A 19,499-nucleotide genomic window follows, 5' to 3' on the forward strand; every position below is an offset into this window, starting at 1 on the left:
AGGGGGGCGACGAGGGCGTTCGGGGCGAGAGTGGCTCAGCGGGTGCCGAAGATCTTGTCGCCGGCATCGCCCAGGCCGGGCACGATATAGCCGTGCTCGTCGAGGCGCTCGTCGACGGCCGCGGTATAGAGCTCCACGTCGGGATGGGCGGCCTCGACCCGGGCGATCCCCTCCGGCGCCGCCACCAGCACGATCACCTTGATCTGCTGGCAACCCCGCTCCTTGAGCATATCCAGGGTCGCCACCATGGAGCCGCCGGTGGCCAGCATGGGATCGATGACGATGGCCAGGCGCTCGGCGATATCGTTGGTGAACTTCTCGAAATAGGGCACCGGCTCCAGGGTCTCTTCGTTACGATAGAGGCCCACCACGCTGATCCGCGCGCTGGGAATCAGGTCGGTGACGCCGTCCAGCATGCCCAGGCCGGCACGCAGGATGGGCACCACCGTGACCTTCTTGCCCTTGAGCTGCTCCACCGCCAGCGGTTCGCCGCTCCAGCCCGGCACCTCGATGGACTCCAGTTCCAGATCCTGGGTGGCTTCATAGGTCAGCAGCTTGGCGACCTCGCCGGCCAGCTCACGGAAGCTCTTGGTACTGATATCGGCGACCCGCATCAGGCCCAGCTTGTGCTTGACCAGGGGGTGTTGGATGGCATGAACGCTCATAGGTGGCCCTTGAAGATAGCAATGGTTGGATCGAAAGCGGCGGCGCGCGCCGCCTGGTGCCGTCGAACTAAGGGTCGTCGACGGCGGCCCGGCTGTCACGCCGAAAGCTCCTGGGGTGGCCGGGCGGGTAGCTGCCAGTCGATGCCGCCCCGCCCGCGTCCCTCGAGGAAGGCATTGGCCCGGGAGAAGTGACGCTGGCCGAAGAAGCCGCGGTGGGCGGAGAGCGGCGATGGATGGGGTGACTGCAGCACCAGGTGGCGATCGCGATCGACGAAGGCCGCCTTCTTCTGGGCATAGCTGCCCCACAGCAGGAAGACCACCCCCTCGCACTGCTCGTTGACGGTGGCGATGGCGCGGTCGGTAAAGGTCTCCCAGCCCCGCCCCCGGTGGGCACCGGCGTTGCCCTGCTCCACCGTCAAGACGCTGTTGAGCATCAGCACGCCCTGGCGTGCCCAGGACTCCAGGAAGCCGTGATCGACCGGCGTCGTCCCCAGGTCGCCGGCCAGCTCCTTGTAGATATTGACCAGGGAGGGCGGCGTCGGCACCCCGGGACGCACCGAGAAGCAGAGCCCGTGCGCCTGGTCAGGCCCGTGGTAGGGATCCTGCCCCAGGATCACCACCTTCACCGAGGCCAGCGGCGTCAGCTCGAAGGCACGAAACCAGTGACGCGAATGCGGGTAGATCACCTTGCGGGCGGCCTTCTCGGCGGCGAGGAAGTCGCGCAATTGCCGCATATAGGCTGCCTGGAGCTCCTGGCCCAGGAAGCGGTTCCAGTCCTCGGGAAGCGGGGATCCTGACATCAACGGGGTCTCTTCGGTAGCGGCTTGATCGGGCCCGGCGCGCCGACCCGACGCCGACTCGCCGCAGGCAGCTTCAGGCATTGTCGTCCTTGCGCACCTGCTCCACCAGCGGCTGCACATAGGCGATGCCCATGTCCCAGGGGAACTGGATCCAGCAGTCCTGGGCCACCTCGGTGAGGCACTGATCGACCAGGGGGCGACCCTCCGGCTTGGCATAGACGGTGACGAAATGGGCCTTGGGCAGCATCTCGCGAACCTTGCGGGCGGTCTTGCCGGTATCCACCAGGTCGTCCACCAGCAGCCAGCCATCGCCGTCGTGATCGACGCCCTTCATCACATCGAGGCCGCCCTGGTCCATATGGTCATAGCTCTTGATGCAGACGGTATCGATCAGGCGCACGTTGAGCTCCCGGGCGATCAGGGCGGCGGGAATCAAGCCGCCCCGGGTAATGGCGACGATGCCCTTGAAATCGCGCTCCACCAGTTGATGGCAGAGGGCTCGGACGTCCCGGTGCAGTTGATCCCAGGAGACGGTGAAGTGTTGCTGATAGCGGTTGGCGCTCATGATCGATAACCCGGTAAAGCAGAGGAGAGGACGAGGTTACTCGTCCTCGGTGAAGGAACAGACCGCGAAGACATTATGGCCGGCCTCGCGAATTTTCTGGGAGCCGCCGAGCTCGGGCAGGTCGATGATGGTGGCGGTCTCCACCACCTGACCGCCGCAGCGGGTGATCAGCTTGGCGGCGGCCAGCATGGTGCCGCCGGTGGCGATCAGGTCGTCCATGATCAGGATGCGATCATGGGCCCGGAAGGCATCGGCGTGGAGCTCCACCTCGGCCTGGCCATACTCCAGGGTATAGGTCTCGCTGACGGTACGAAACGGCAGCTTGCCCTTCTTGCGCACCGGCACGAAGCTGCAGCCGAGCTCATAGGCCAGGGGCGCGCCGATGATAAAGCCCCGCGCATCGATGGCGGCGATGGCGTCCAGATCCATCTCCTGATAGCGATGCACGAAGCTGTCGATCAGCTTGCGAAAGGCGGCGCTGTTCTGCAGCAGCGGCGTGATATCGCGGAAGTTGACCCCCGGCTGCGGCCAGTCGGGGACGGTGCGAATCACCGATTTGATGTAATCACCGTAGATGCTCATCGGCTCTCTCAATCGAGGAAGAGGAATTTCAGGGCGAACAGCAGCGCCAGGATCACCACCGCCGGGTTGAGGTCCTGGAAGCGACCGGACAGGGCCTTGATGGCCACATAGCTGATAAAGCCCAGGGCGATGCCCTCGGCAATCGAGAAGGTCAGCGGCATGGCCAGGGCGGCGATCAGCACCGGGGCCGCCTCGGTGGCGTCCTCCCAGTTGGCGTGAGCCAGGCTGCCGGCCATCAGCGAGGCCACATAGAGCAGGGCCCCGGCGGTGGCATAGGCGGGAATCGAGCCGGCCAGGGGCGCGAAGAACAGGCTCACCAGGAAGAGGATCGCCACCACCACGGCGGTCAGGCCGGTGCGCCCGCCGGAGGCGATGCCCGCGGTGGACTCGATATAGCTGGTGGTGGTGGAGGTGCCCAGGAAGGCGCCGGCCATGGAGGCGCTGCTGTCGGAGATCATCGCCCGATTGAGGCGCGGCAGCTTGCCATCCTTGTCCAGCAGGCCGCCGCGATGGGCCACCCCCACCAGGGTGCCGGAGGTGTCGAAGAGGTCGACGAAGAGGAAGGCGAAGATCACGCTGAGCATGGCCACGTCGAAGGCCCCGGCCAGATCCAGCGCCATAAAGGTCGGCGCGATGGACGGCGGCATCGACATCAGGCCGGCATAGTCGTTATGCCCCAGCACCATGGCCAGGATCGTGATCCCCAGGATGCCGATCATCACCGCCCCGGTGACCTGGAGATAGGCCAGGGCGGTGATCACGAAGAAGCCCAGCAGCGCATAGAGGGCCGACGGCTGAGTCATGTCCCCCAGGGCCACATAGGTGGCCGGATTGGCCACCACGATGCCGGCATTCTTCAGCGCGATCATCGCCAGGAAGAGGCCGATACCGGCGGCGATCCCCAGGCGCAGGGAGAGCGGAATGGAGTTGATGATCCACTCGCGCACCTTGAAGATGCTCAGCAGCAGGAAGGTGAAACCGGAGAAGAAGACCGCACCGAGGGCCGCCTCCCAGGTGTAACCCATGCCCAGCACCACGCCATAGGTAAAGAAGGCGTTGAGGCCCATGCCCGGCGCCTGGGCGATGGGGTAATTGGCCCACACCCCCATGATCAGTGAGCCGATGGCCGCCGCCAGGCAGGTGGCCACGAAGACCGCCCCGTAATCCATCCCCGTCTCCGAGAGAATGCTCGGATTGACGAAGATGATATAGGCCATGGTCAGGAAGGTAGTGATCCCGGCGATGACCTCGGTGCGAACCGTGGTGTGGTGCTCGCTGAGCTTGAAGTGGTTGTCCAGCAATCGTTTCAGCATCGGAGGGCCCCGTGCGCTTGCGTAAGTGGTCAAGAGGCGGAAAAGCCGCACATACTACCCAAAGCGGTGGCCCGACGCGAGATGCAAATGCTCGTCAGCCACCGCCGGTATCGGCCAGGTTTTCCGGCGTTATACAGGTATAAACAATGCCCGCGGCGGGCGCCATCCCAGGCCACAAACGCAGACTTGACGACCCGGTCAAGCGCCCGGGGCCTGGCGCGCGGCCAGGATACGCTCCACGCTCTCGACGATCGCCTGGGTCTGGGGATCGATCTCGATATTGACCCGGTCGCCGACGCCGCGTCCCCCCAGGATGGTGCGACTCAGGGTCTCGGGAATCAGGTTGACGCAGAAGCTCGGCCCGCCCGCCTCCTGGCGCACCTCGCCGATGGTCAGGCTGATGCCATCCACGCCGATATAGCCCTTGTCGAAGAGGAAACGCCCATAGGCCTCGGGCAGCCGGAACCACAGCCGACGATTGTTGGGCGCCTCCTCGATGGCGCTCAGTTCGGCCATGCAGATCACATGCCCGGACATGGCGTGGCCGCCGATCTCGTCGCCGAAGCGGGCGGCCCGCTCGATATTCACGCTCTCCCCCACCGCCAGATCGCCGAGGTTGGTCAGGCGCAGGGTCTCGCGCATCAGGTCGAAGCTAACCCGCTCGCCGTCGATGGCGGTCACCGTCAGGCAGACGCCGTTGTGGGCCACCGAGGCGCCCAGGGCCAGTCCCTTGCGCAACTCCGCCGGCAACGCCACCACATGGGTGCGAAAGGCCTCCTTCTCGATGACCTCGACCAGCGTGGCGGTGCCCTGTACGATTCCAGTAAACATCTCGACTCCCGAACCTGGGTGATGGGGGCGGCCATCGCGGCCGTCAATTGAAGCGCTAGTTTACCAGCCCCGTTTGGCCGCCGCGCCACCCCCGGCAACTTAGGAAGCGCTGAACAAATCGGCGAGCGGTGTGAAGCGCAAGGCGCCCGCAGCGCAGAAACCGGAGCCTATGGGGTATAGGTGAGGATTTTGAGCAGCGCGTAACGCAGCGATTCGCCCGTGCAGACAGTTGTGCGGTGCTTCCCTTACCGGATTCCTTGGAGCCCCCCACGGTTGGCAGCAAGATTTTCTACAGATAAGCGTCATCCGCCGTAACTTGGCCCGCCGAGTCGTTGACAGCCCATTCAATTACCACTAGCATTCGCTCATTCATTTCAGGCGCCGATTTGTACCCGGATTGCGGGCGCCGCCACCCCTCCTCGGAGAGGTGGTAAGTGCAGCTAAAAGGGTGTGTCCAGCGTTGATGGCCACCCGTCAGGGTGGCCTTTTTTTTGCCCTGCGACTGCTCGCCCGCCCCGGCGCCCCCACCCAGTCCACGGGACCCATGATCAAGCTCAGCAATCTCTCCAAGACCTACGGCAGCGGCCCAGGCGCCGTCCAGGCCCTGAAGACCATCGACCTGGAGGTCCCCGAGGGCGCCATTCATGGCGTGATCGGCCTCTCCGGGGCCGGCAAGTCGACGCTGATTCGCTGCGTCAACCTGCTGGAGCGCCCCTCCACCGGCAGCGTTCGCGTCGATGGCCAGGAGCTCACCGAACTGAGCGGCCCCGCCCTCAACCAGGCCCGCCACCAGATCGGCATGATCTTCCAGCACTTCAACCTGCTCTCCTCGCGCAGCGTCTTTGCCAATGTGGCCCTGCCCCTGGAGCTGATGGGCGTGAGCAAGACCGAGATCCGCGAGCGGGTCGCCCCCCTGCTGGACCTGGTCGGCCTGGCCGACAAGCGCGACCAGTACCCCTCCCAGCTTTCCGGCGGCCAGAAGCAGCGGGTGGCCATCGCCCGCGCGCTGGCCAGTCGTCCCAAGGTTCTGCTCTGCGACGAGGCCACCTCGGCACTGGACCCCCACACCACCGGCGCCATCCTCGACCTGCTGCAGGACATCAATCGGCGCCTGGGGCTGACCATCCTGCTGATCACCCACGAGATGGAAGTGGTCAAGCGCATCTGCCACCGGGTCGGCCTGATCTCCGGCGGCGAGCTGGTCGAAGAGGCCGAGGTGGGGGACTTCTTCACCGCGCCGCGCACCGAGCTGGGGCGCCACTTCCTCAACGACTTCCTGGAGCTGGAGCCGCCGGCGGCCCTGGTGGAACGCCTGGAGCCCGACCCCGGGGCGCACACCCATCCGGTGGTGCGCCTGGCCTTCGGCGGCGACGCCGTCGCCACGCCGCTGATCTCGCGGCTGGCCCGGGAGTGCGGCATCGATGTCAGCATCCTCGAGGCCAAGGTGGAGTCGATCCAGGAACGCACCCTGGGGCTGATGATCGCCGAGCTGATCGGCGGCGCGGAGGAGACCGCCCGGGCCATCGCCTATCTCGAAACCCATGATCTCGACGTGGAGGTGCTCGGCCATGTCCAGCGCGATGCTTGAACTGATTCTCGAGGCGACCCTCGACACCCTCTATATGGTGGGCATCTCCGGGGTGATCGCCGCCCTGCTGGGCGTTCCCCTGGGGGTGCTGCTCTACGTGACCCGCCCGGGGCAGATCCTCGCCCGGCCGCTGCTCAACCAGGTGCTGGGCATAGCCACCAATGTCGGTCGCTCGGTGCCCTTTATCATCCTGATGGTGGCGATCATCCCCTTCACCCGGGTGATCGTCGGCACCTCCATCGGCACCAATGCCGCCATCGTCCCGCTGACCGTGGCCGCCATCCCCTTCGTGGCGCGCCTGGTGGAAGGCTCGCTCAACGAGATTCCTCCGGGCCTGGTGGAGGCCGCCCAGTCGATGGGCGCCACCCCCTACCAGATCATCACCAAGGTGCTGCTGCCGGAGGCCAGGGGCGGCATCATCACCGGCCTGACCATCACCGTGGTGACCCTGGTCAGCTACTCCGCCATGGCCGGCGCCGTGGGCGGCGGCGGCCTGGGCGATCTGGGCATCCGCTACGGCTACAATCGCTTCGATCCCCTGGTGATGCTGATCACCGTGGCGATCCTGGTGGTCATGGTGCAGGGCTTCCAGAGCCTCGGCGATGCCCTGGTGCGCCGCACCAACCACAAGTAATCCCCCGCCGGTCCGCCGGCTTTTCCCTGGCACTCAAGGAGAGACAGACCATGCAAGCATCCCTGACCCGCTGGCTGCGCCCGACCCTGGCCGGCGCCACCCTGCTCGGCAGCACCCTGCTGGCCGGCTGCGGCAGCGACGACGCCGAGACCCGCAGCATCAAGGTGGGCACCATGTCCGGCCCGGAATCCGAGGTCATGGAAGTGGCGGTCAACCTGGCCAAGGAGCGCTACGACCTGGACGTGGAGATCATCGAGTTCACCGACTACGTCTCCCCGAATGCCGCCCTGGCCGACGGCAGCCTGGATGCCAACGCCTTCCAGCATGCGCCCTACCTCAACAGCATGATCGAGGACCGCGGCTACGACCTGGCCGTCGCCGGCTACACCTTCGTCTACCCGATCGGCGCCTACTCCGAGAAGCACGACAGCATCGAGGCCCTGCCGGAGGGCGCGCTGATCGCCCTGCCCAACGACCCCACCAACGGCGGCCGGGCGATGATCCTGATGCACAACAGCGGCCTGATCACCCTGGACGACCCGGAGAACCTCGAGGCCACCCCGGTCAACGTGGTGGACAACCCCCAGGGTTTCGAATTCCGCGAGATCGAGGCGGCACAGCTGCCGCGGGTCCTGCCGGACGTGGACCTGGCCTTTATCAACAACACCTTCGCCCAGCCCGCCGGCCTGCAGCTGGAAGACGCCCTGCTCCGCGAGGGCCCGGAATCGCCCTATGTCAACCTGATCGCGGTGCGTGCCGGCGACCAGGAGCGCGAGGAGATTCAACAACTGGTCTCCGCCTACCAGAGCGACGAGGTGGCCGAGAAGGCCCTGGAGCTGTTCGACGGCGGCGCGGTACCCGGCTGGGAGTAATCCCCACCGCCAGGCGCCCAGGGCCGACCCCAGCGGGGTCGGCCCTGGCGTTTCAGGAGATAAATGATGAGTGACTATGCCCTGCTGGGGCGCCAGCTGGCCGCCCTGCTCGACGAGCGCGACCCCCTGACCAACTGCGCCCAGACCTGCGCCTTCCTGATGCAGGAGGTCCCCGACCTCAACTGGGCCGGCTTCTACCTGCAGCGCCGCCCCCAGACCCTGGTGCTGGGACCCTTCCAGGGCAAGCCGGCCTGCACCCCGATCCCCTTCAGCCAGGGTGTCTGCGGCGCCGCGGCGCGCAGCCGCGCGACCCAGCGCATCGACGACGTCCACGCCGTGGCCGATCATATCGCCTGCGACAGCGCCTCCCGGGCCGAGCTGGTGGTTCCCATCCTCCACGACGGCGAGGTATGGGGCGTGCTCGACCTGGATAGTCCCCGCCAGGGGCGCTTTACCCCGCAGGACCAGACAGGGATCGAGGCCCTGGTGGCGATCTTCCAGGCACAGACCGATCTGGAACGGCTCTAAGGAGCCCACCCCACGAACAACCAGACAGGGGTCGAGGCCCTGGTGGCGACCCTCCAGCTCCCAGGCGCATAGCGACCCGGAGCGCCTCTAGCGCCACCGCACCGCCTCGTCGAGCGATCTCGGCCGGCCCTTCGAGGCCGGCCCCTCGTTTATACGAGATCTTCTTCGCCCATACGAAAACGCCCCGTAACCGAAGTCACGGGGCGTCGCGATCTGGTAGGACCAAGCGGATTTGAACCGCTGACCTCCACGATGTCAACGTGGCGCTCTAACCAACTGAGCTATGGTCCTGAAACTGGTGCGATACTTGGTAGGACCAAGCGGATTTGAACCGCTGACCTCCACGATGTCAACGTGGCGCTCTAACCAACTGAGCTATGGTCCTACGTCTCGCTGCCGCCGGGGACTTGCCTCGGCAACGGATGCGTATTCTACGCAGTCGCCGACAAAATGCAAGCCCCGGAATAAAAAATCTCTACGATCAGGCAGTTGGGCCCCAAATGGTGATAGCGTCCGGCCAGGCACGGCCCTCCCCCGCTCACCAATGCCGCCAAGCTTGCTAATATAGTGGCGCCATGCCGCCCAACGACCGACAGCGACGATGCCATGATTCCGCACAAGCGACACGACGCCATCCTGAGCCTGATCAAGCGTCAGGGCTACGCCTCCATCGAGCAGCTGACCCAGGAGTTCGGCGTCACGCCCCAGACGATTCGCCGCGACCTCAATGCCCTGGCCGATGAGGGCCTGGTACGCCGCGTCCACGGCGGTGCCGGCCTGGAGTCGAGCACGGTGAACACCGCCTATCAGACCCGCAAGACCCTCAACCTGGACGCCAAGCGGCGCATCGCCGCCCTGCTGGCCGGCAAGATCCCCGATCGCGCCTCGCTGTTTATCAATATCGGCACCAGCAACGAGGTGGTGGCCGAGGCCCTGCTCGACCACCAGGGGCTGGAAGTGATCACCAACAACCTCAATGTGGCGGCCATCCTCCAGCACAAGGAGGATTTCAATGTGATCATCGCCGGCGGTCAGGTGCGCTCCCGGGACGGCGGCATCATCGGCGAGGCGACCATCGATTTCATCAATCAGTTCAAGGTGGACTACGGCATCATCGGCATCAGCGGCATCGACGAGGATGGCTCCCTGCTGGAGTTCGACTATCAGGAGGTGCGGGTGGCCCAGGCGATCATTCATAACTCCCGCCAGGTCTACCTGATCGCCGACCACTCCAAGTTCCACCGCAACGCCGTGGTCCGCCAGGGCCGCATCACCCAGATCGACGCCCTCTTTACCGACCGCCGGCCGCCCCAGGCCGTCTGCCAGCTGATGGCCAGCCACGATGTGGCGCTGCATATCGCCGGTGATGAGCAAAGCGACCCCGCCTCACCGGCCCAGGCCGGCGAGGCCTGACCCCGAGTTCAGGCCCCGGGGAGCCCCCCATCGGCCAGCCTGGCCGGATCCAGCAGCCGTTCCAGCTCCTCCCGGGGGAGGTTGGTGGCCTCTTCGGCCACCTCGAGGATCGGCCGCCCTTCCCGGTAGGCCCGCTTGGCGATGGCCGCCGCGGCATCGTAGCCGATCACCGAATTGAGGGCGGTCACCAGGATGGGATTGCGGGCCAGGGGCTCGGCCAGGCTCGTCTCGCGCACCCGGAAGCCGGCGATGGCCCGCTCGCCGAGCAGGCGACTGGCGTTGCTCATCAGTTGGATCCCGGACAACAGGTTATTGGCGATCAGCGGCAACATCACATTGAGCTGAAAGTTGCCGCTCTGCCCGGCCAGGGTCACCGCCCCATCCAGGCCGATCACCTGGGCGGCGGCCATGGCGGCGGCCTCGGGAATCACCGGATTGACCTTGCCCGGCATGATCGAGCTGCCCGGCTGCAGGGCCTCGAGCTCGATCTCGCCGAGCCCGGCCAGGGGGCCCGAATTCATCCAGCGCAGGTCATTGCTGATCTTCATCACCACGCAGGCATGGCCCCGCAGCGCGCCGGAGAGCTCCACCGCGGCGTCCTGGGAGGCCAGCGCCGCGAAGTGGCTCTCCGCGGGCCTCAGCGCCAGGCCGGTGGTCTCGGAGAGCGCCCGGGCGACCCGTTCGGCGAACTCGGGGGGGGCGTTGATGCCGCTGCCCACCGCGGTGCCGCCCTGGGCCAGGCGGCATAGCCTCGCCTGAGCCCCCTCGAAACGTGCCTCGCTGGCCGCCACCTGGGCCGACCAGGCGCGCAGCTCGTCGCCCATCCGCACCGGCATGGCATCCATCAGGTGGGTGCGCCCGGTCTTGATCACCTCGTGCAATTGCCCGGCCTTGGTGTCGATGGCCTCGCGCAGCCCCACCAGGGCCGGCAGCAGCTCATCGTGGACCCCGAGCGCCGCCGCGAGATGGATCGCCGTGGGAATGACGTCATTGCTGGACTGCCCCATATTGACATGATCATTGGGGCGCACCTCCAGGCCATCGCGGCTGGCCAGATGGGCGATCACCTCGTTGACATTCATATTGGTGGAGGTGCCGGAGCCGGTCTGGTAGACGTCCACCGGAAACTGGTCATCGTGGTCGCCGGCCAGGATCGCCTCGGCGGCCTCGCCAATCGCCTCGGCCCGGGGCGGGTCGAGCAGCCCCAGGTCGGCATTGACCCGGGCGCAGGCGGCCTTGATGCGCGCCACCGCCCGGATAAAGGCCAGGGGCATGGGCTGACCACTGATCGGGAAGTTATTGATCGCCCGCTGGGTCTGGGCCCCGTAGAGGGCCGACGCCGGCACATGCAACTCGCCCATGCTGTCACGTTCGATACGGGTGCGGCTCATCTCCCCCTCCTCCTACTTTAGGAATAACAGATTTACCCCAACCTAACGCCTCGCCGAGGGCCGGACAATCGAGGAAACTTATCAATAGCATAGCCGCCCGGCCTACTCAGCGAGGCCCCGGGCTGCAATACTCATGAGCCATGGAAAACCCCCACCACCCGAAGGAGTCACGATGCGCCAGCCCCTTGCCATCATCGCCCTGGGGGCCATCCTGGCCGGCTGCCAGATGCTGCCTCCCATGGATACCGGGACCCGCCGGATCGAGGTCCGCGAGGTGACGCCGGAAACGCCTCCGGAGCCGGGCCGGGTACCGCGCCGCGTGGCCTTTTCCGAGGCCCAGTACCGCGCCCTGCCCACCCAGGGCACGGCGCGACTCAGCGGCCAGCTCTTCTACGAGGCCCCGGGCGGACGCATCTATGGTCGCCACGAGACGGTCGCCATCGCCCCGGTCACCGCCTACTCCGCGGAGGCCGCCGAGCAGGCGCTGGCCGGGCGAGCGGTGGAGCGCGCCGATCCCCGCGCCCAGGCCTACACCCACCGGGTGCGCACCGATGGCGAGGGACGCTTCGAGGCCTCCCGGCTACCGCCGGGAGACTTCTATGTCTCCGGCAGCGTGACCCTGCCCGACGGGCGACGCGGCCCGCTGATCCTCCACCAGGTACGCCTGCGCAACGGCCAGACGACCCGGGTCAACCTGCGCCGCTGAGCCGTTGGCACTCACCTCTCCCCTCGCCTATGTTGAGGCCAGGATGGCGACACTCCACACCGAGGAGGGCCGCTTTGCGTTGGGAGGATTGACCATGCGTATCGACGCGCAGATCACCAAGGCGCCACTCTTGGCCCGGGCCGCCCTACTGCTCGGCCTGACGGCCACGGCGCAGGCCGCCGATCTGGACGAGCTTCGTGAACAGGGCAGCATCCGCGTCGCGGTGGCCAACGAGGTCCCCTATGGCTACCTGGACGAGAATGGCGAGGGACGAGGCGCCGGCCCCGAGGTGGCGCACCATGTGCTGAACGAACTGGGCATCGAGAACATCGAGTGGGTGGCCACCTCCTTCGGCGACCTGATCCCGGGACTCAGGGAGGGGCGTTTCGACATGGCCGCCGCCGAGATGGCGATCCGCCCGGCCCGCTGCCAACGAGTGCTGTTCTCGGCGCCCAACACCTCCTATGGCGAGGGCCTGCTGGTGCGGGCTGCCAACCCGCTCGAGATCGGCGGCTACGCGGATTTCGCCGAACGCGACGACCTCCGAATCGCCGTGCTGGAAGGCGCCACCCAGCTCGGCATAATGGCAGCCCTAGGCGTACCCGACGGGCGGGTCATACCGATCACCGAGAACACGGCGGCCATCGATACCCTGCTGAACGACCAAGCCGACGGCTATGCCGGCACCGGCCTCACCGTGAGCCAGTTGGAAGCCCAACACCCCGGGGTCGAGGTAGTGCAGAATTTCGAGGACCCGGTGATCGACGGCGAGATCGTGCGCAGCTGGGGGGCCTTCACCTTCCCGCCTGATGCCGAACTCCTGCGCGACGCCTTCGACGCGATACTGATCGGCTATCGCAACACCCAGGCCTGGGAGGACACCCTGGAAGGCCACGGCTTCACCCAGGACGACATCCTCAACGCCTTCCGCTTCGATACCGAGTGGCTGTGTGGCCGGGAATGATGGCTACCAGCCCAGGGCCTGCTTGACGAAAGGAATGGTCAGCTTGCGCTGGGCGGAGAGCGACGCCCGATCCAGGGTCTCCAGGGCCTGGCACAGCTCGCCTAGGGACCGCGGACCGCGATGCAGGATATAGCGCGCCACCTCATCGGGCAGCTGCATGCCCCGCACCCGGGCACGCAGCTTGAGCGCCTCCAGGCGCCCTTCGTCGTCCAGGCGCTTGACGTGGAAGGTCATGCCCCAGGTCAGCCGCGACGCCAGGTCGGGCAGGGTCACGGGTAACTGCCGGGGGGCCGCCGGGGCGGAGATGATCAATCGCTTGCCGGCATCGCGCAGGCGGTTGAAGGCATGGAAGAGCCCCTCCTCCCAGCGCTTGCGCCCCAGCACCCGATCCAGATCGTCGATGGCCACCAGATCGAGGCGCTCGATCTCCTCGAGCATATGCGGCGGAAAGTGCCACAGCTCCGACAGGGGCAGGTAGAGGGCGCGGCGATCCCGGTCGCCGGCGGCGTGGCACGCCGCCTGCAGCAGATGGCTACGGCCGACGCCCTCGCCGCCCCACAGCAACAACAAGGGTTCGCCGTCGTCGTCGAGCTGATGGCGCAACGCCTCCACCAGGGCGGCGTTATCGCCCGGCAGGAAGTTGGCGAAGGTGGCATCGTCGCGCATCCCCACCCCCAAAGGCAGCTGCGCGGCCCCAGGTTTCATCGACTCTCCTCGTCGCCGTTCCCGTGCTGGGCGGCATCATATAAGGCACTGTTTTTATAGCGGTCATTGACCTCGCGCAATAGTACCATGATGACCGCGGCCGCCGGCAACGCCAAGAGCACCCCGGTAAAGCCGAACAGGTGCCCCCCGGCCAGCACGGCGAAGATCACCGCCACCGGGTGCAGGCCAATGCGATCCCCCAGCAGCTTGGGCTGGAGCACCGTGCTCTCCAGCAACTGACCGAGCGCGAAGACCACCACCACGCCGGCGAGCGCCAGCCAGCTGCCGAACTGGAAGAAGGCCACGATCAAGGCCGCGGCGATCCCGACGATAAAGCCCAGGAAGGGCACGATACTGGCCAGCCCCGCCATCAGCCCGATCAGCAGGCCGAAGCGCACCCCCATCAGGGTCAGCCCCAGGGCATAGAAGACCCCCAGGCTCAGCATCACCAGCAGCTGGCCGCGCATAAAGGCCGCCAGCACCTCGTCGCAGCGTCGCGCCAGTCGCATCACCTGGGGTTCCCACTGGCGCGGCAACAGATTCTGCAGGCTATCGATCAGGCGCCGCCAGTCGAGCAGCAGATAGAAGGCCACCACCGGCACCAGCGAGACGTTGGTCACCCAGGTGACGAAGGCCATGCCGGAGCGCCCCACCTGGCCCAGCACCTGGGCCAGGGTGCCTCCCGCCTGTTGCCAGTGCTCGGCGAGGGTCTCGCGCAGGTTGTCCAGCTCGGCACTCGGGTCATAGCCGGTCCAGCCCCGGATCTGCGGCCCCAGCACCGTCTGTACCCAGTCGATGATCGCCGGCACCGACTGGGTGAACTGACGCACCTGCTGCACCATCAGGGGAATCAGGATCAGCAGCGCCACGGCCACCACCAGCAGCAGCACCAGGAAGACGCCGCATACCGCCACGGGGCGCGACATCCCCCATCGCTCCAGGCGATTGGCCAGGGGATCGCTCAGATAGGCCACCACCATGGCGGCGAAAAATGGCATCAGCATCGACTGCAAGGCCACCAGCAGCGCCACCAGGGCCACCGCCACCAACACCAACCACCAATACCTCGGCATCTTTCCCCTCCCTCGCTGATCGCTTCGTCCCTGTGACTCTCCGGCACGCTGGGCGATGCGGGCCTCGCCGGGGAGTGCTACAATCTTGCGCCTATTGATTGGCTCAATCTACTCCACAGGACTCGTCATGACCCGCAGCCCGTCCGACTCCTCCTCTACTCAACCCACCTCGCTGAGCTACAAGGATGCCGGCGTCGATATCGATGCCGGCAATGCCCTGGTGGAGCGCATCAAGGGCGTCGCCAAACGCACCGCCCGTCCCGAGGTGATGGGCGGCCTGGGCGGCTTCGGCGCCCTCTGCCAGCTGCCCAGCGGCTACCGCGAGCCGGTGCTGGTCTCCGGCACCGATGGCGTCGGCACCAAGCTGCGCCTGGCCATGGACCTGGGCAAGCATGACACCATCGGCATCGACCTGGTGGCCATGTGCGTCAACGACCTGGTGGTGGCCGGCGCCGAGCCGCTGCTGTTCCTCGACTACTATGCCACGGGCAAGCTGGACGTGGATATCGCCGCCGACGTGGTCAGCGGCATCGGCGAGGGCTGCGAGCAGGCCGGCTGCGCCCTGGTCGGCGGCGAGACCGCCGAGATGCCCGGCATGTACGAGGGCAGCGACTATGACCTGGCCGGCTTCTGCGTCGGCGTGGTGGAGAAATCCGAGATCCTCGACGGCAGCCGCGTCGCCGAGGGCGATGTGCTGCTGGGCCTGGCCTCCTCCGGCCCCCACTCCAACGGCTACTCGCTGATCCGCAAGATCCTCGAGGTCAGCGGCGCCGACCTCGACACCGCCATCGACGGCCGCCCCCTGGCCGAGGCGCTGATGGCCCCGACCCGCATCTACGTCAAGCCGCTGCTGTCGCTGATCAAGGAGAGCGGCGTGGCGGTTCACGCCCTCTCGCATATCACCGGCGGCGGCCTCACCGAGAACCTGCCCCGCGTGCTGCCCGAGACCCTTGCCGCCAAGGTGGATGTCGCCAGCTGGACCCGCCCGGCGGTCTTCGAGTGGCTGCGCGAACAGGGCAACGTGGCCGAGGAGGAGATGTACCGGGTGCTCAACTGCGGCATCGGCATGGTGCTGGTGGTCCCCGCCGATCAGGCCGACCAGGCCCGCGCTCACCTGCAGGCCCAGGGCGAGAGCGTCTACCGCCTGGGCGAGATCGTCGCCCGCGACGGCGAGGCGCCCCAGGTACGGCTGGAGAACCTCGAGGCATGAGCGACGGCGACACCCTCAATGGCTTTACCCCGGAGGCGGCGGAGCCGCCCCGGGTCGTGGTCCTGATCTCCGGCTCCGGCAGCAACCTCCAGGCGCTGATCGATGCCCAGGGCTACGACGAGCTGGGCGGTGGCAAGATCGTCGCGGTGGTCTCCAACCAGCCCGACGCCTACGGCCTCAAGCGCGCCAAGGAGGCGGGCATCGAGGCGGTGGCCCTGCCCCACCGGGAATACGACAGCCGCGAGGCCTTCGATGGCGCCCTGATCAAGGTGATCGAGCGACATGAGCCCCACCTGGTGGTGCTGGCGGGCTTTATGCGCATCCTCACGCCGCGCTTCGTGCAGCGCTTCTACGGTCGCCTGCTCAATATCCACCCCTCGCTGCTGCCCGCCTACCAGGGGCTGGATACCCACGCCCGGGCCCTGGCCGACGGCGTCAGCGAGCACGGCTGCAGCGTGCACTTCGTCACCGAGGAACTGGATGGCGGCCCCGTGGTGTTGCAGGCCGCGGTGGCGGTGACCGAGGGCGATGACGAGGCCAGCCTCAAGGAGAAGGTCCACGCCAGGGAGCATCTGATCTACCCCATCGCGGTGCGCTGGTTCCTCGAGGGGCGCCTGCGCCTGGAGGCGCAGGGCCCCACCCTGGACGGCACCCCCCTGCCTCCCCAGGGCCTCAGGCTGTCACACCAGGACGCCGCCGAGGAGCTGGACGAAGATCCCGACGAATAAGCGGAAAGCTGGATCGCAGCCCAAATAACACCGCCTCCGAGGCAAATCCTCGGAGGCGGTTTTTCTTCAAGCTTCCAGGCGCGACGCGCCGCTCTTCAAGCTTCTTGGTCAGGTACGTGGCAGGGTGACGCCGCGCTGGCCCATGTACTTGCCGCCGCGGTCCTTGTAGGAGGTCTCGCAGACCTGGTCGGACTCCAGGAAGAGCATCTGTGCCACGCCCTCGTTGGCATAGATCTTCGCCGGCAGGTTGGTGGTATTGGAAAACTCCAGGGTCACATGCCCCTCCCACTCCGGCTCCAGCGGCGTCACGTTGACGATGATCCCGCAGCGGGCGTAGGTGGACTTGCCCAGGCAGATGGTCAGGACGCTGCGCGGAATGCGGAAGTACTCCACGGTACGCGCCAGGGCGAAGGAGTTGGGCGGGATGATGCAGACATCCCCCTTGACGTCGACGAAGCTCTTGTCGTCGAAGGCCTTGGGATCCACCACCGCCGAGTGGATATTGGTGAACACCTTGAACTCGTCGGCACAGCGCACATCGTAGCCGTAGCTGGAGGTGCCGTAGGAGATGACCCGCTGGTCATTGACGTAGCGCACCTGATCGGCTTCGAAGGGCTCGATCATGCCATGCTCGGCGGCCATGCGACGGATCCAGGTATCGGACTTGATGCTCATCGGGTCATCCACTGGGTGGCAAACGAAGAAGGGCCGTCATGATAACGGCCCTGCCCCGGAATAAAAACCACAGCCGGCGACTCAATCGCCGAAGGAGATGCTCGGCCCCGCCTCGGCCTGGGCGGCGATCTCCCCGGCCACCTGACGGGCCATGGCCCGGAAGCTGGCCGCCACCTCGCCGTCGGGCTCCGCCACCACCGTGGGACGCCCGCCATCCGCCTGCTCACGAACCGACAGGGCCAGGGGCAGCTGGCCCAGCAGGCGCGTCTCGTACTGGGCGGTCAGGCGTTCGCCACCGCCCTCGCCGAAGATCGGCTCGCTATGGCCGCACTGGGAGCAGGTGTGCAGGCTCATGTTCTCCACCACCCCCAGCACCGGCACCTTGACCTTGCGGAACATCTCGATGCCCTTGCGGGCATCCAGCAGGGCGATGTCCTGCGGCGTGGTGACGATCACCGCCCCGGCTACCGGCACCTTCTGGGAGAGGGTCAACTGGATATCCCCGGTGCCCGGCGGCATATCGATAAACAGATAGTCCAGGTCATCCCAGGCGGTCTGCGTCAGCAGCTGCTGGAAGGCGCCGGCCACCATCGGGCCCCGCCACACCATCGGCTCGTTGATATCCACCAGGAAGGCCATGGACATGGCCTGGATGCCGTGGGCCTCGAGCGGCTTGAAGCGGTTCTCACCGGCCTGCTGAGGCCGCACCCCCTCGCCGATCCCCAGCATCCGCGCCTGGCTGGGCCCATAGATATCGGCATCCAGCAGGCCGACCCGATAGCCTTCGGCGGCCATCGCCAGCGCCAGGTTGGCGGTCACGGTGGACTTGCCGACGCCGCCCTTGCCGGACGCCACGGCCACGATATGCTTCACCCCTTCGATCACGGTCGACTCCATCTCGCTATAAATGGCGACCGGCTCACCGGTCGCCGCCAGTATAACCCCGCCGCCCGGCGCATAACCAAGTGGCGCACTCGACTTTTCACGCCGCCTCTTTGCCAAGCCGCGACGCCTGGCATAGGCTCCAATCAGGCCCCCTCGAGAGCCAGCTCATGACCACCCCCTTCGCCGATCGACACGATGCCGGGCGCCAACTGGCCGAACGCGTCGCCGCCCTGCCCCGGGGCCCCGACCCCATCGTCCTGGGGCTGCCCCGGGGCGGCGTGCCGGTGGCCTGGGAGATCGCCCAGGCCCTGACGGCGCCCTTGGGGGTCTGGCTGGTGCGCAAGCTGGGGCTGCCCTGGAACCCGGAAGTGGCCATGGGCGCCCTCGCCGAGGGCGGGGCCTGTTATCGCGATGATGCCATGATCCAGGCCCTGCGGCTCTCCGAGGACGACGTCCAGGCGGTGATCGCGGCCGAGACCGCCGAGCTGGAGCGTCGCCGTGCGCGCTACCGGGGCGACGCCCCGCCGCCGCCCCTGAAGGATCGCCAGGTGATCCTGGTCGACGATGGCCTGGCCACCGGCGCCACCCTGGAGGCGGCGGTCATGGCGGTACGCCAGGCGCATCCTGCCTGGCTGGTGGTGGCGGTGCCTGTGGCCGCCCCCGAGGCCCTGGCGCGCCTGGCGACCCGAGTCGACACCCTGGTCTGCCTGCATCAGCCGGCGCGATTCCGCGCCGTGGGGCAGTGGTACCGGCGCTTCGATCAGACCAGCGACGAGGAGGTCCTGCGCCTGCTGGGGCGCTAGCAGCCGCGCGACGGCCCCCCGTCCTCGCCCCGCGCCACCTACTCCGGCAGGGTCTCGCCGGAACCACCCATCGCCGCGGGCACGTCCTTCATCTTCTCCAGGCCGTCATGGATGCGCAGCACCGCCTCCTGATAGTGCACATGCAGCCTGGGGGCGAAGGGCAGCTCGGGAATAACCGCCGCATAGACATCGACCAGCCCCATGGCCGGATGCTCGGTCATCACATGACCGCCGCAGCGGGTGCACCACTGGCGCCGACTGGCCGGCGTCTTGGCGAAGCTGCCGAGCCGCTCCGCCCCCCGGGTCACCCTGACGCTCTCCGGCTTCCACAGGGTAAAGGCGTTGACTGGCCCCGCCGACCAGTGACGGCAGGAGTCGCAGTGACAGTAGCCCATGGCTACCGGCTCGCCGCTGACCTCCAATGTCACGGCACCGCAGAAGCAGCTACCGAGGTAGGTCGCACTCATGTCTCACCTCCCGGGGCCGGGCCCCATCATCGACACACTTGCTCAGTCTAGGTCGCAATAAGGACATCCTCGCGGCAAAGGGTGTCGCGATCAGCACATCC

General features: G+C 67.0%; 22 protein-coding genes and 2 tRNA genes. 10 read left to right on the forward strand and 14 right to left on the reverse strand.

The genetic code is table 11. The annotated features are described in order from the left end of the window. Positions 1 to 35: 35 nt before the first annotated feature. The 6 genes from upp to NFU04_RS01875 all read right to left on the reverse strand — a co-directional run bounded on the left by upp (position 36) and on the right by NFU04_RS01875 (position 4,756). On the reverse strand, positions 36 to 665 hold the full coding sequence (gene upp, locus NFU04_RS01850; RefSeq protein ID WP_251307831.1) for a uracil phosphoribosyltransferase: 630 nt from the start codon (positions 663 to 665) through the stop codon (positions 36 to 38). Between the two features lie 95 nt (positions 666 to 760). Beyond that, positions 761 to 1,465: a uracil-DNA glycosylase gene (ung, locus tag NFU04_RS01855; RefSeq protein WP_251307832.1), complete on the reverse strand. Its 705-nt coding sequence runs from the start codon at positions 1,463 to 1,465 to the stop codon at positions 761 to 763. Between the two features lie 73 nt (positions 1,466 to 1,538). Then, positions 1,539 to 2,030 carry a xanthine phosphoribosyltransferase gene (gpt, locus tag NFU04_RS01860; RefSeq protein ID WP_251307833.1) on the reverse strand — a complete coding sequence of 164 codons (492 nt, stop codon included), beginning with the start codon at positions 2,028 to 2,030 and terminating at the stop codon, positions 1,539 to 1,541. 36 nt (positions 2,031 to 2,066) lie between these two features. Then, positions 2,067 to 2,612, reverse strand: coding sequence for an adenine phosphoribosyltransferase (locus NFU04_RS01865; RefSeq protein ID WP_146804383.1), 546 nt, complete (start codon positions 2,610 to 2,612; stop codon positions 2,067 to 2,069). 8 nt (positions 2,613 to 2,620) lie between these two features. Further along, positions 2,621 to 3,925 carry an NCS2 family permease gene (locus NFU04_RS01870; RefSeq protein ID WP_251307834.1) on the reverse strand — a complete coding sequence of 435 codons (1,305 nt, stop codon included), beginning with the start codon at positions 3,923 to 3,925 and terminating at the stop codon, positions 2,621 to 2,623. Between the two features lie 198 nt (positions 3,926 to 4,123). After that, complete coding sequence (locus NFU04_RS01875) at positions 4,124 to 4,756, reverse strand: riboflavin synthase subunit alpha (RefSeq protein ID WP_251307835.1); 633 nt, start codon at positions 4,754 to 4,756, stop codon at positions 4,124 to 4,126. Between the two features lie 544 nt (positions 4,757 to 5,300). Here NFU04_RS01875 and NFU04_RS01880 point away from each other — a divergent pair. The 4 genes from NFU04_RS01880 to NFU04_RS01895 all read left to right on the forward strand — a co-directional run bounded on the left by NFU04_RS01880 (position 5,301) and on the right by NFU04_RS01895 (position 8,378). Beyond that, positions 5,301 to 6,344, forward strand: a complete 1,044-nt coding sequence (locus tag NFU04_RS01880) for a methionine ABC transporter ATP-binding protein (RefSeq protein WP_251307866.1) — start codon at positions 5,301 to 5,303, stop codon at positions 6,342 to 6,344. Further along, positions 6,325 to 6,978, forward strand: coding sequence for a methionine ABC transporter permease (locus tag NFU04_RS01885; protein ID WP_251307836.1), 654 nt, complete (start codon positions 6,325 to 6,327; stop codon positions 6,976 to 6,978). Before NFU04_RS01880 ends, NFU04_RS01885 begins: the two co-directional genes overlap by 20 nt. Positions 6,979 to 7,028: 50 nt before the next feature. Beyond that, the gene (locus NFU04_RS01890; protein ID WP_251307837.1) at positions 7,029 to 7,850 is read left to right on the forward strand and encodes a MetQ/NlpA family ABC transporter substrate-binding protein; all 822 of its coding nucleotides are present in this window, start codon (positions 7,029 to 7,031) and stop codon (positions 7,848 to 7,850) included. 66 nt (positions 7,851 to 7,916) lie between these two features. Next, on the forward strand, positions 7,917 to 8,378 hold the full coding sequence (locus NFU04_RS01895; protein ID WP_459382057.1) for a GAF domain-containing protein: 462 nt from the start codon (positions 7,917 to 7,919) through the stop codon (positions 8,376 to 8,378). Positions 8,379 to 8,592: 214 nt separating this feature from the next. Here the strand turns inward: NFU04_RS01895 and NFU04_RS01900 are convergent. Continuing rightward, positions 8,593 to 8,669: transfer RNA gene (locus tag NFU04_RS01900), tRNA-Val, on the reverse strand. 17 nt (positions 8,670 to 8,686) lie between these two features. After that, positions 8,687 to 8,763 (reverse strand) — tRNA-Val (locus tag NFU04_RS01905). Between the two features lie 221 nt (positions 8,764 to 8,984). Between NFU04_RS01905 and NFU04_RS01910 the strand changes: the two genes are divergently transcribed. Further along, the gene (locus NFU04_RS01910; RefSeq protein WP_251307839.1) at positions 8,985 to 9,791 is read left to right on the forward strand and encodes a DeoR/GlpR family transcriptional regulator; all 807 of its coding nucleotides are present in this window, start codon (positions 8,985 to 8,987) and stop codon (positions 9,789 to 9,791) included. Between the two features lie 8 nt (positions 9,792 to 9,799). On the opposite strand, the gene NFU04_RS01915 is transcribed toward NFU04_RS01910, so the two are convergent. Beyond that, on the reverse strand, positions 9,800 to 11,182 hold the full coding sequence (locus NFU04_RS01915) for a class II fumarate hydratase (RefSeq protein ID WP_251307840.1): 1,383 nt from the start codon (positions 11,180 to 11,182) through the stop codon (positions 9,800 to 9,802). Positions 11,183 to 11,354: 172 nt separating this feature from the next. On the opposite strand from NFU04_RS01915, the gene NFU04_RS01920 reads away from it, so the two are divergent. Both NFU04_RS01920 and ehuB read left to right on the forward strand, forming a co-directional pair. Further along, on the forward strand, positions 11,355 to 11,888 hold the full coding sequence (locus NFU04_RS01920) for a carboxypeptidase-like regulatory domain-containing protein (RefSeq protein ID WP_251307841.1): 534 nt from the start codon (positions 11,355 to 11,357) through the stop codon (positions 11,886 to 11,888). A gap of 94 nt (positions 11,889 to 11,982) precedes the next feature. Further along, positions 11,983 to 12,852 (forward strand): ectoine/hydroxyectoine ABC transporter substrate-binding protein EhuB, encoded by an 870-nt coding sequence (ehuB, locus tag NFU04_RS01925; RefSeq protein ID WP_251307842.1) that lies wholly within the window; start codon positions 11,983 to 11,985, stop codon positions 12,850 to 12,852. 3 nt (positions 12,853 to 12,855) lie between these two features. Here ehuB and hda read toward each other — a convergent pair whose 3' ends face one another. After that, complete coding sequence (gene hda, locus NFU04_RS01930; RefSeq protein ID WP_251307843.1) at positions 12,856 to 13,557, reverse strand: DnaA regulatory inactivator Hda; 702 nt, start codon at positions 13,555 to 13,557, stop codon at positions 12,856 to 12,858. Continuing rightward, positions 13,554 to 14,630, reverse strand: a complete 1,077-nt coding sequence (locus NFU04_RS01935; RefSeq protein WP_251307844.1) for an AI-2E family transporter — start codon at positions 14,628 to 14,630, stop codon at positions 13,554 to 13,556. Before NFU04_RS01935 ends, hda begins: the two co-directional genes overlap by 4 nt. A gap of 127 nt (positions 14,631 to 14,757) precedes the next feature. Here NFU04_RS01935 and purM point away from each other — a divergent pair, with 127 nt between their 5' ends. Then, a complete protein-coding gene (gene purM / locus NFU04_RS01940) occupies positions 14,758 to 15,840 on the forward strand; it encodes a phosphoribosylformylglycinamidine cyclo-ligase (RefSeq protein WP_251307845.1) in 1,083 nt (360 codons plus the stop codon). Next, a complete protein-coding gene (gene purN / locus NFU04_RS01945) occupies positions 15,837 to 16,568 on the forward strand; it encodes a phosphoribosylglycinamide formyltransferase (protein WP_251307846.1) in 732 nt (243 codons plus the stop codon). Before purM ends, purN begins: the two co-directional genes overlap by 4 nt. A 108-nt stretch (positions 16,569 to 16,676) precedes the next feature. Here the strand turns inward: purN and dcd are convergent, their stop codons facing one another. Both dcd and apbC read right to left on the reverse strand, forming a co-directional pair. Then, a complete protein-coding gene (gene dcd, locus NFU04_RS01950) occupies positions 16,677 to 17,243 on the reverse strand; it encodes a dCTP deaminase (RefSeq protein WP_146804000.1) in 567 nt (188 codons plus the stop codon). Between the two features lie 81 nt (positions 17,244 to 17,324). Further along, the gene (gene apbC / locus NFU04_RS01955) at positions 17,325 to 18,125 is read right to left on the reverse strand and encodes an iron-sulfur cluster carrier protein ApbC (protein WP_251307867.1); all 801 of its coding nucleotides are present in this window, start codon (positions 18,123 to 18,125) and stop codon (positions 17,325 to 17,327) included. Positions 18,126 to 18,295: 170 nt separating this feature from the next. On the opposite strand from apbC, the gene NFU04_RS01960 reads away from it, so the two are divergent. Then, positions 18,296 to 18,931, forward strand: coding sequence for a phosphoribosyltransferase (locus tag NFU04_RS01960; protein ID WP_251307847.1), 636 nt, complete (start codon positions 18,296 to 18,298; stop codon positions 18,929 to 18,931). Positions 18,932 to 18,969: 38 nt separating this feature from the next. Here NFU04_RS01960 and NFU04_RS01965 read toward each other — a convergent pair whose 3' ends face one another. Further along, entirely contained in the window at positions 18,970 to 19,398 is a 429-nt protein-coding gene (locus NFU04_RS01965) for a GFA family protein (protein WP_251307848.1), read from the reverse strand. Positions 19,399 to 19,499: the final 101 nt, after the last annotated feature.

It is taken from the genome of Halomonas sp. NCCP-2165 (assembly GCF_023708045.1).
Taxonomy (GTDB): domain Bacteria; phylum Pseudomonadota; class Gammaproteobacteria; order Pseudomonadales; family Halomonadaceae; genus Bisbaumannia; species Bisbaumannia pacifica.

Bases quoted from the DNA above. Each gene is read 5' to 3' on its own strand.
- upp (WP_251307831.1), bottom strand. From the start codon at position 665: ATGAGCGTTCATGCCATCCAACACCCCCTGGTCAAGCACAAGCTGGGC.
- ung (WP_251307832.1), bottom strand. From the start codon at position 1,465: ATGTCAGGATCCCCGCTTCCCGAGGACTGGAACCGCTTCCTGGGCCAG.
- gpt (WP_251307833.1), bottom strand. From the start codon at position 2,030: ATGAGCGCCAACCGCTATCAGCAACACTTCACCGTCTCCTGGGATCAA.
- NFU04_RS01865 (WP_146804383.1), bottom strand. From the start codon at position 2,612: ATGAGCATCTACGGTGATTACATCAAATCGGTGATTCGCACCGTCCCC.
- NFU04_RS01870 (WP_251307834.1), bottom strand. From the start codon at position 3,925: ATGCTGAAACGATTGCTGGACAACCACTTCAAGCTCAGCGAGCACCAC.
- NFU04_RS01875 (WP_251307835.1), bottom strand. From the start codon at position 4,756: ATGTTTACTGGAATCGTACAGGGCACCGCCACGCTGGTCGAGGTCATC.
- NFU04_RS01880 (WP_251307866.1), top strand. From the start codon at position 5,301: ATGATCAAGCTCAGCAATCTCTCCAAGACCTACGGCAGCGGCCCAGGC.
- NFU04_RS01885 (WP_251307836.1), top strand. From the start codon at position 6,325: ATGTCCAGCGCGATGCTTGAACTGATTCTCGAGGCGACCCTCGACACC.
- NFU04_RS01890 (WP_251307837.1), top strand. From the start codon at position 7,029: ATGCAAGCATCCCTGACCCGCTGGCTGCGCCCGACCCTGGCCGGCGCC.
- NFU04_RS01895 (WP_459382057.1), top strand. From the start codon at position 7,917: ATGAGTGACTATGCCCTGCTGGGGCGCCAGCTGGCCGCCCTGCTCGAC.
- NFU04_RS01910 (WP_251307839.1), top strand. From the start codon at position 8,985: ATGATTCCGCACAAGCGACACGACGCCATCCTGAGCCTGATCAAGCGT.
- NFU04_RS01915 (WP_251307840.1), bottom strand. From the start codon at position 11,182: ATGAGCCGCACCCGTATCGAACGTGACAGCATGGGCGAGTTGCATGTG.
- NFU04_RS01920 (WP_251307841.1), top strand. From the start codon at position 11,355: ATGCGCCAGCCCCTTGCCATCATCGCCCTGGGGGCCATCCTGGCCGGC.
- ehuB (WP_251307842.1), top strand. From the start codon at position 11,983: ATGCGTATCGACGCGCAGATCACCAAGGCGCCACTCTTGGCCCGGGCC.
- hda (WP_251307843.1), bottom strand. From the start codon at position 13,557: ATGAAACCTGGGGCCGCGCAGCTGCCTTTGGGGGTGGGGATGCGCGAC.
- NFU04_RS01935 (WP_251307844.1), bottom strand. From the start codon at position 14,630: ATGCCGAGGTATTGGTGGTTGGTGTTGGTGGCGGTGGCCCTGGTGGCG.
- purM (WP_251307845.1), top strand. From the start codon at position 14,758: ATGACCCGCAGCCCGTCCGACTCCTCCTCTACTCAACCCACCTCGCTG.
- purN (WP_251307846.1), top strand. From the start codon at position 15,837: ATGAGCGACGGCGACACCCTCAATGGCTTTACCCCGGAGGCGGCGGAG.
- dcd (WP_146804000.1), bottom strand. From the start codon at position 17,243: ATGAGCATCAAGTCCGATACCTGGATCCGTCGCATGGCCGCCGAGCAT.
- NFU04_RS01960 (WP_251307847.1), top strand. From the start codon at position 18,296: ATGACCACCCCCTTCGCCGATCGACACGATGCCGGGCGCCAACTGGCC.
- NFU04_RS01965 (WP_251307848.1), bottom strand. From the start codon at position 19,398: ATGAGTGCGACCTACCTCGGTAGCTGCTTCTGCGGTGCCGTGACATTG.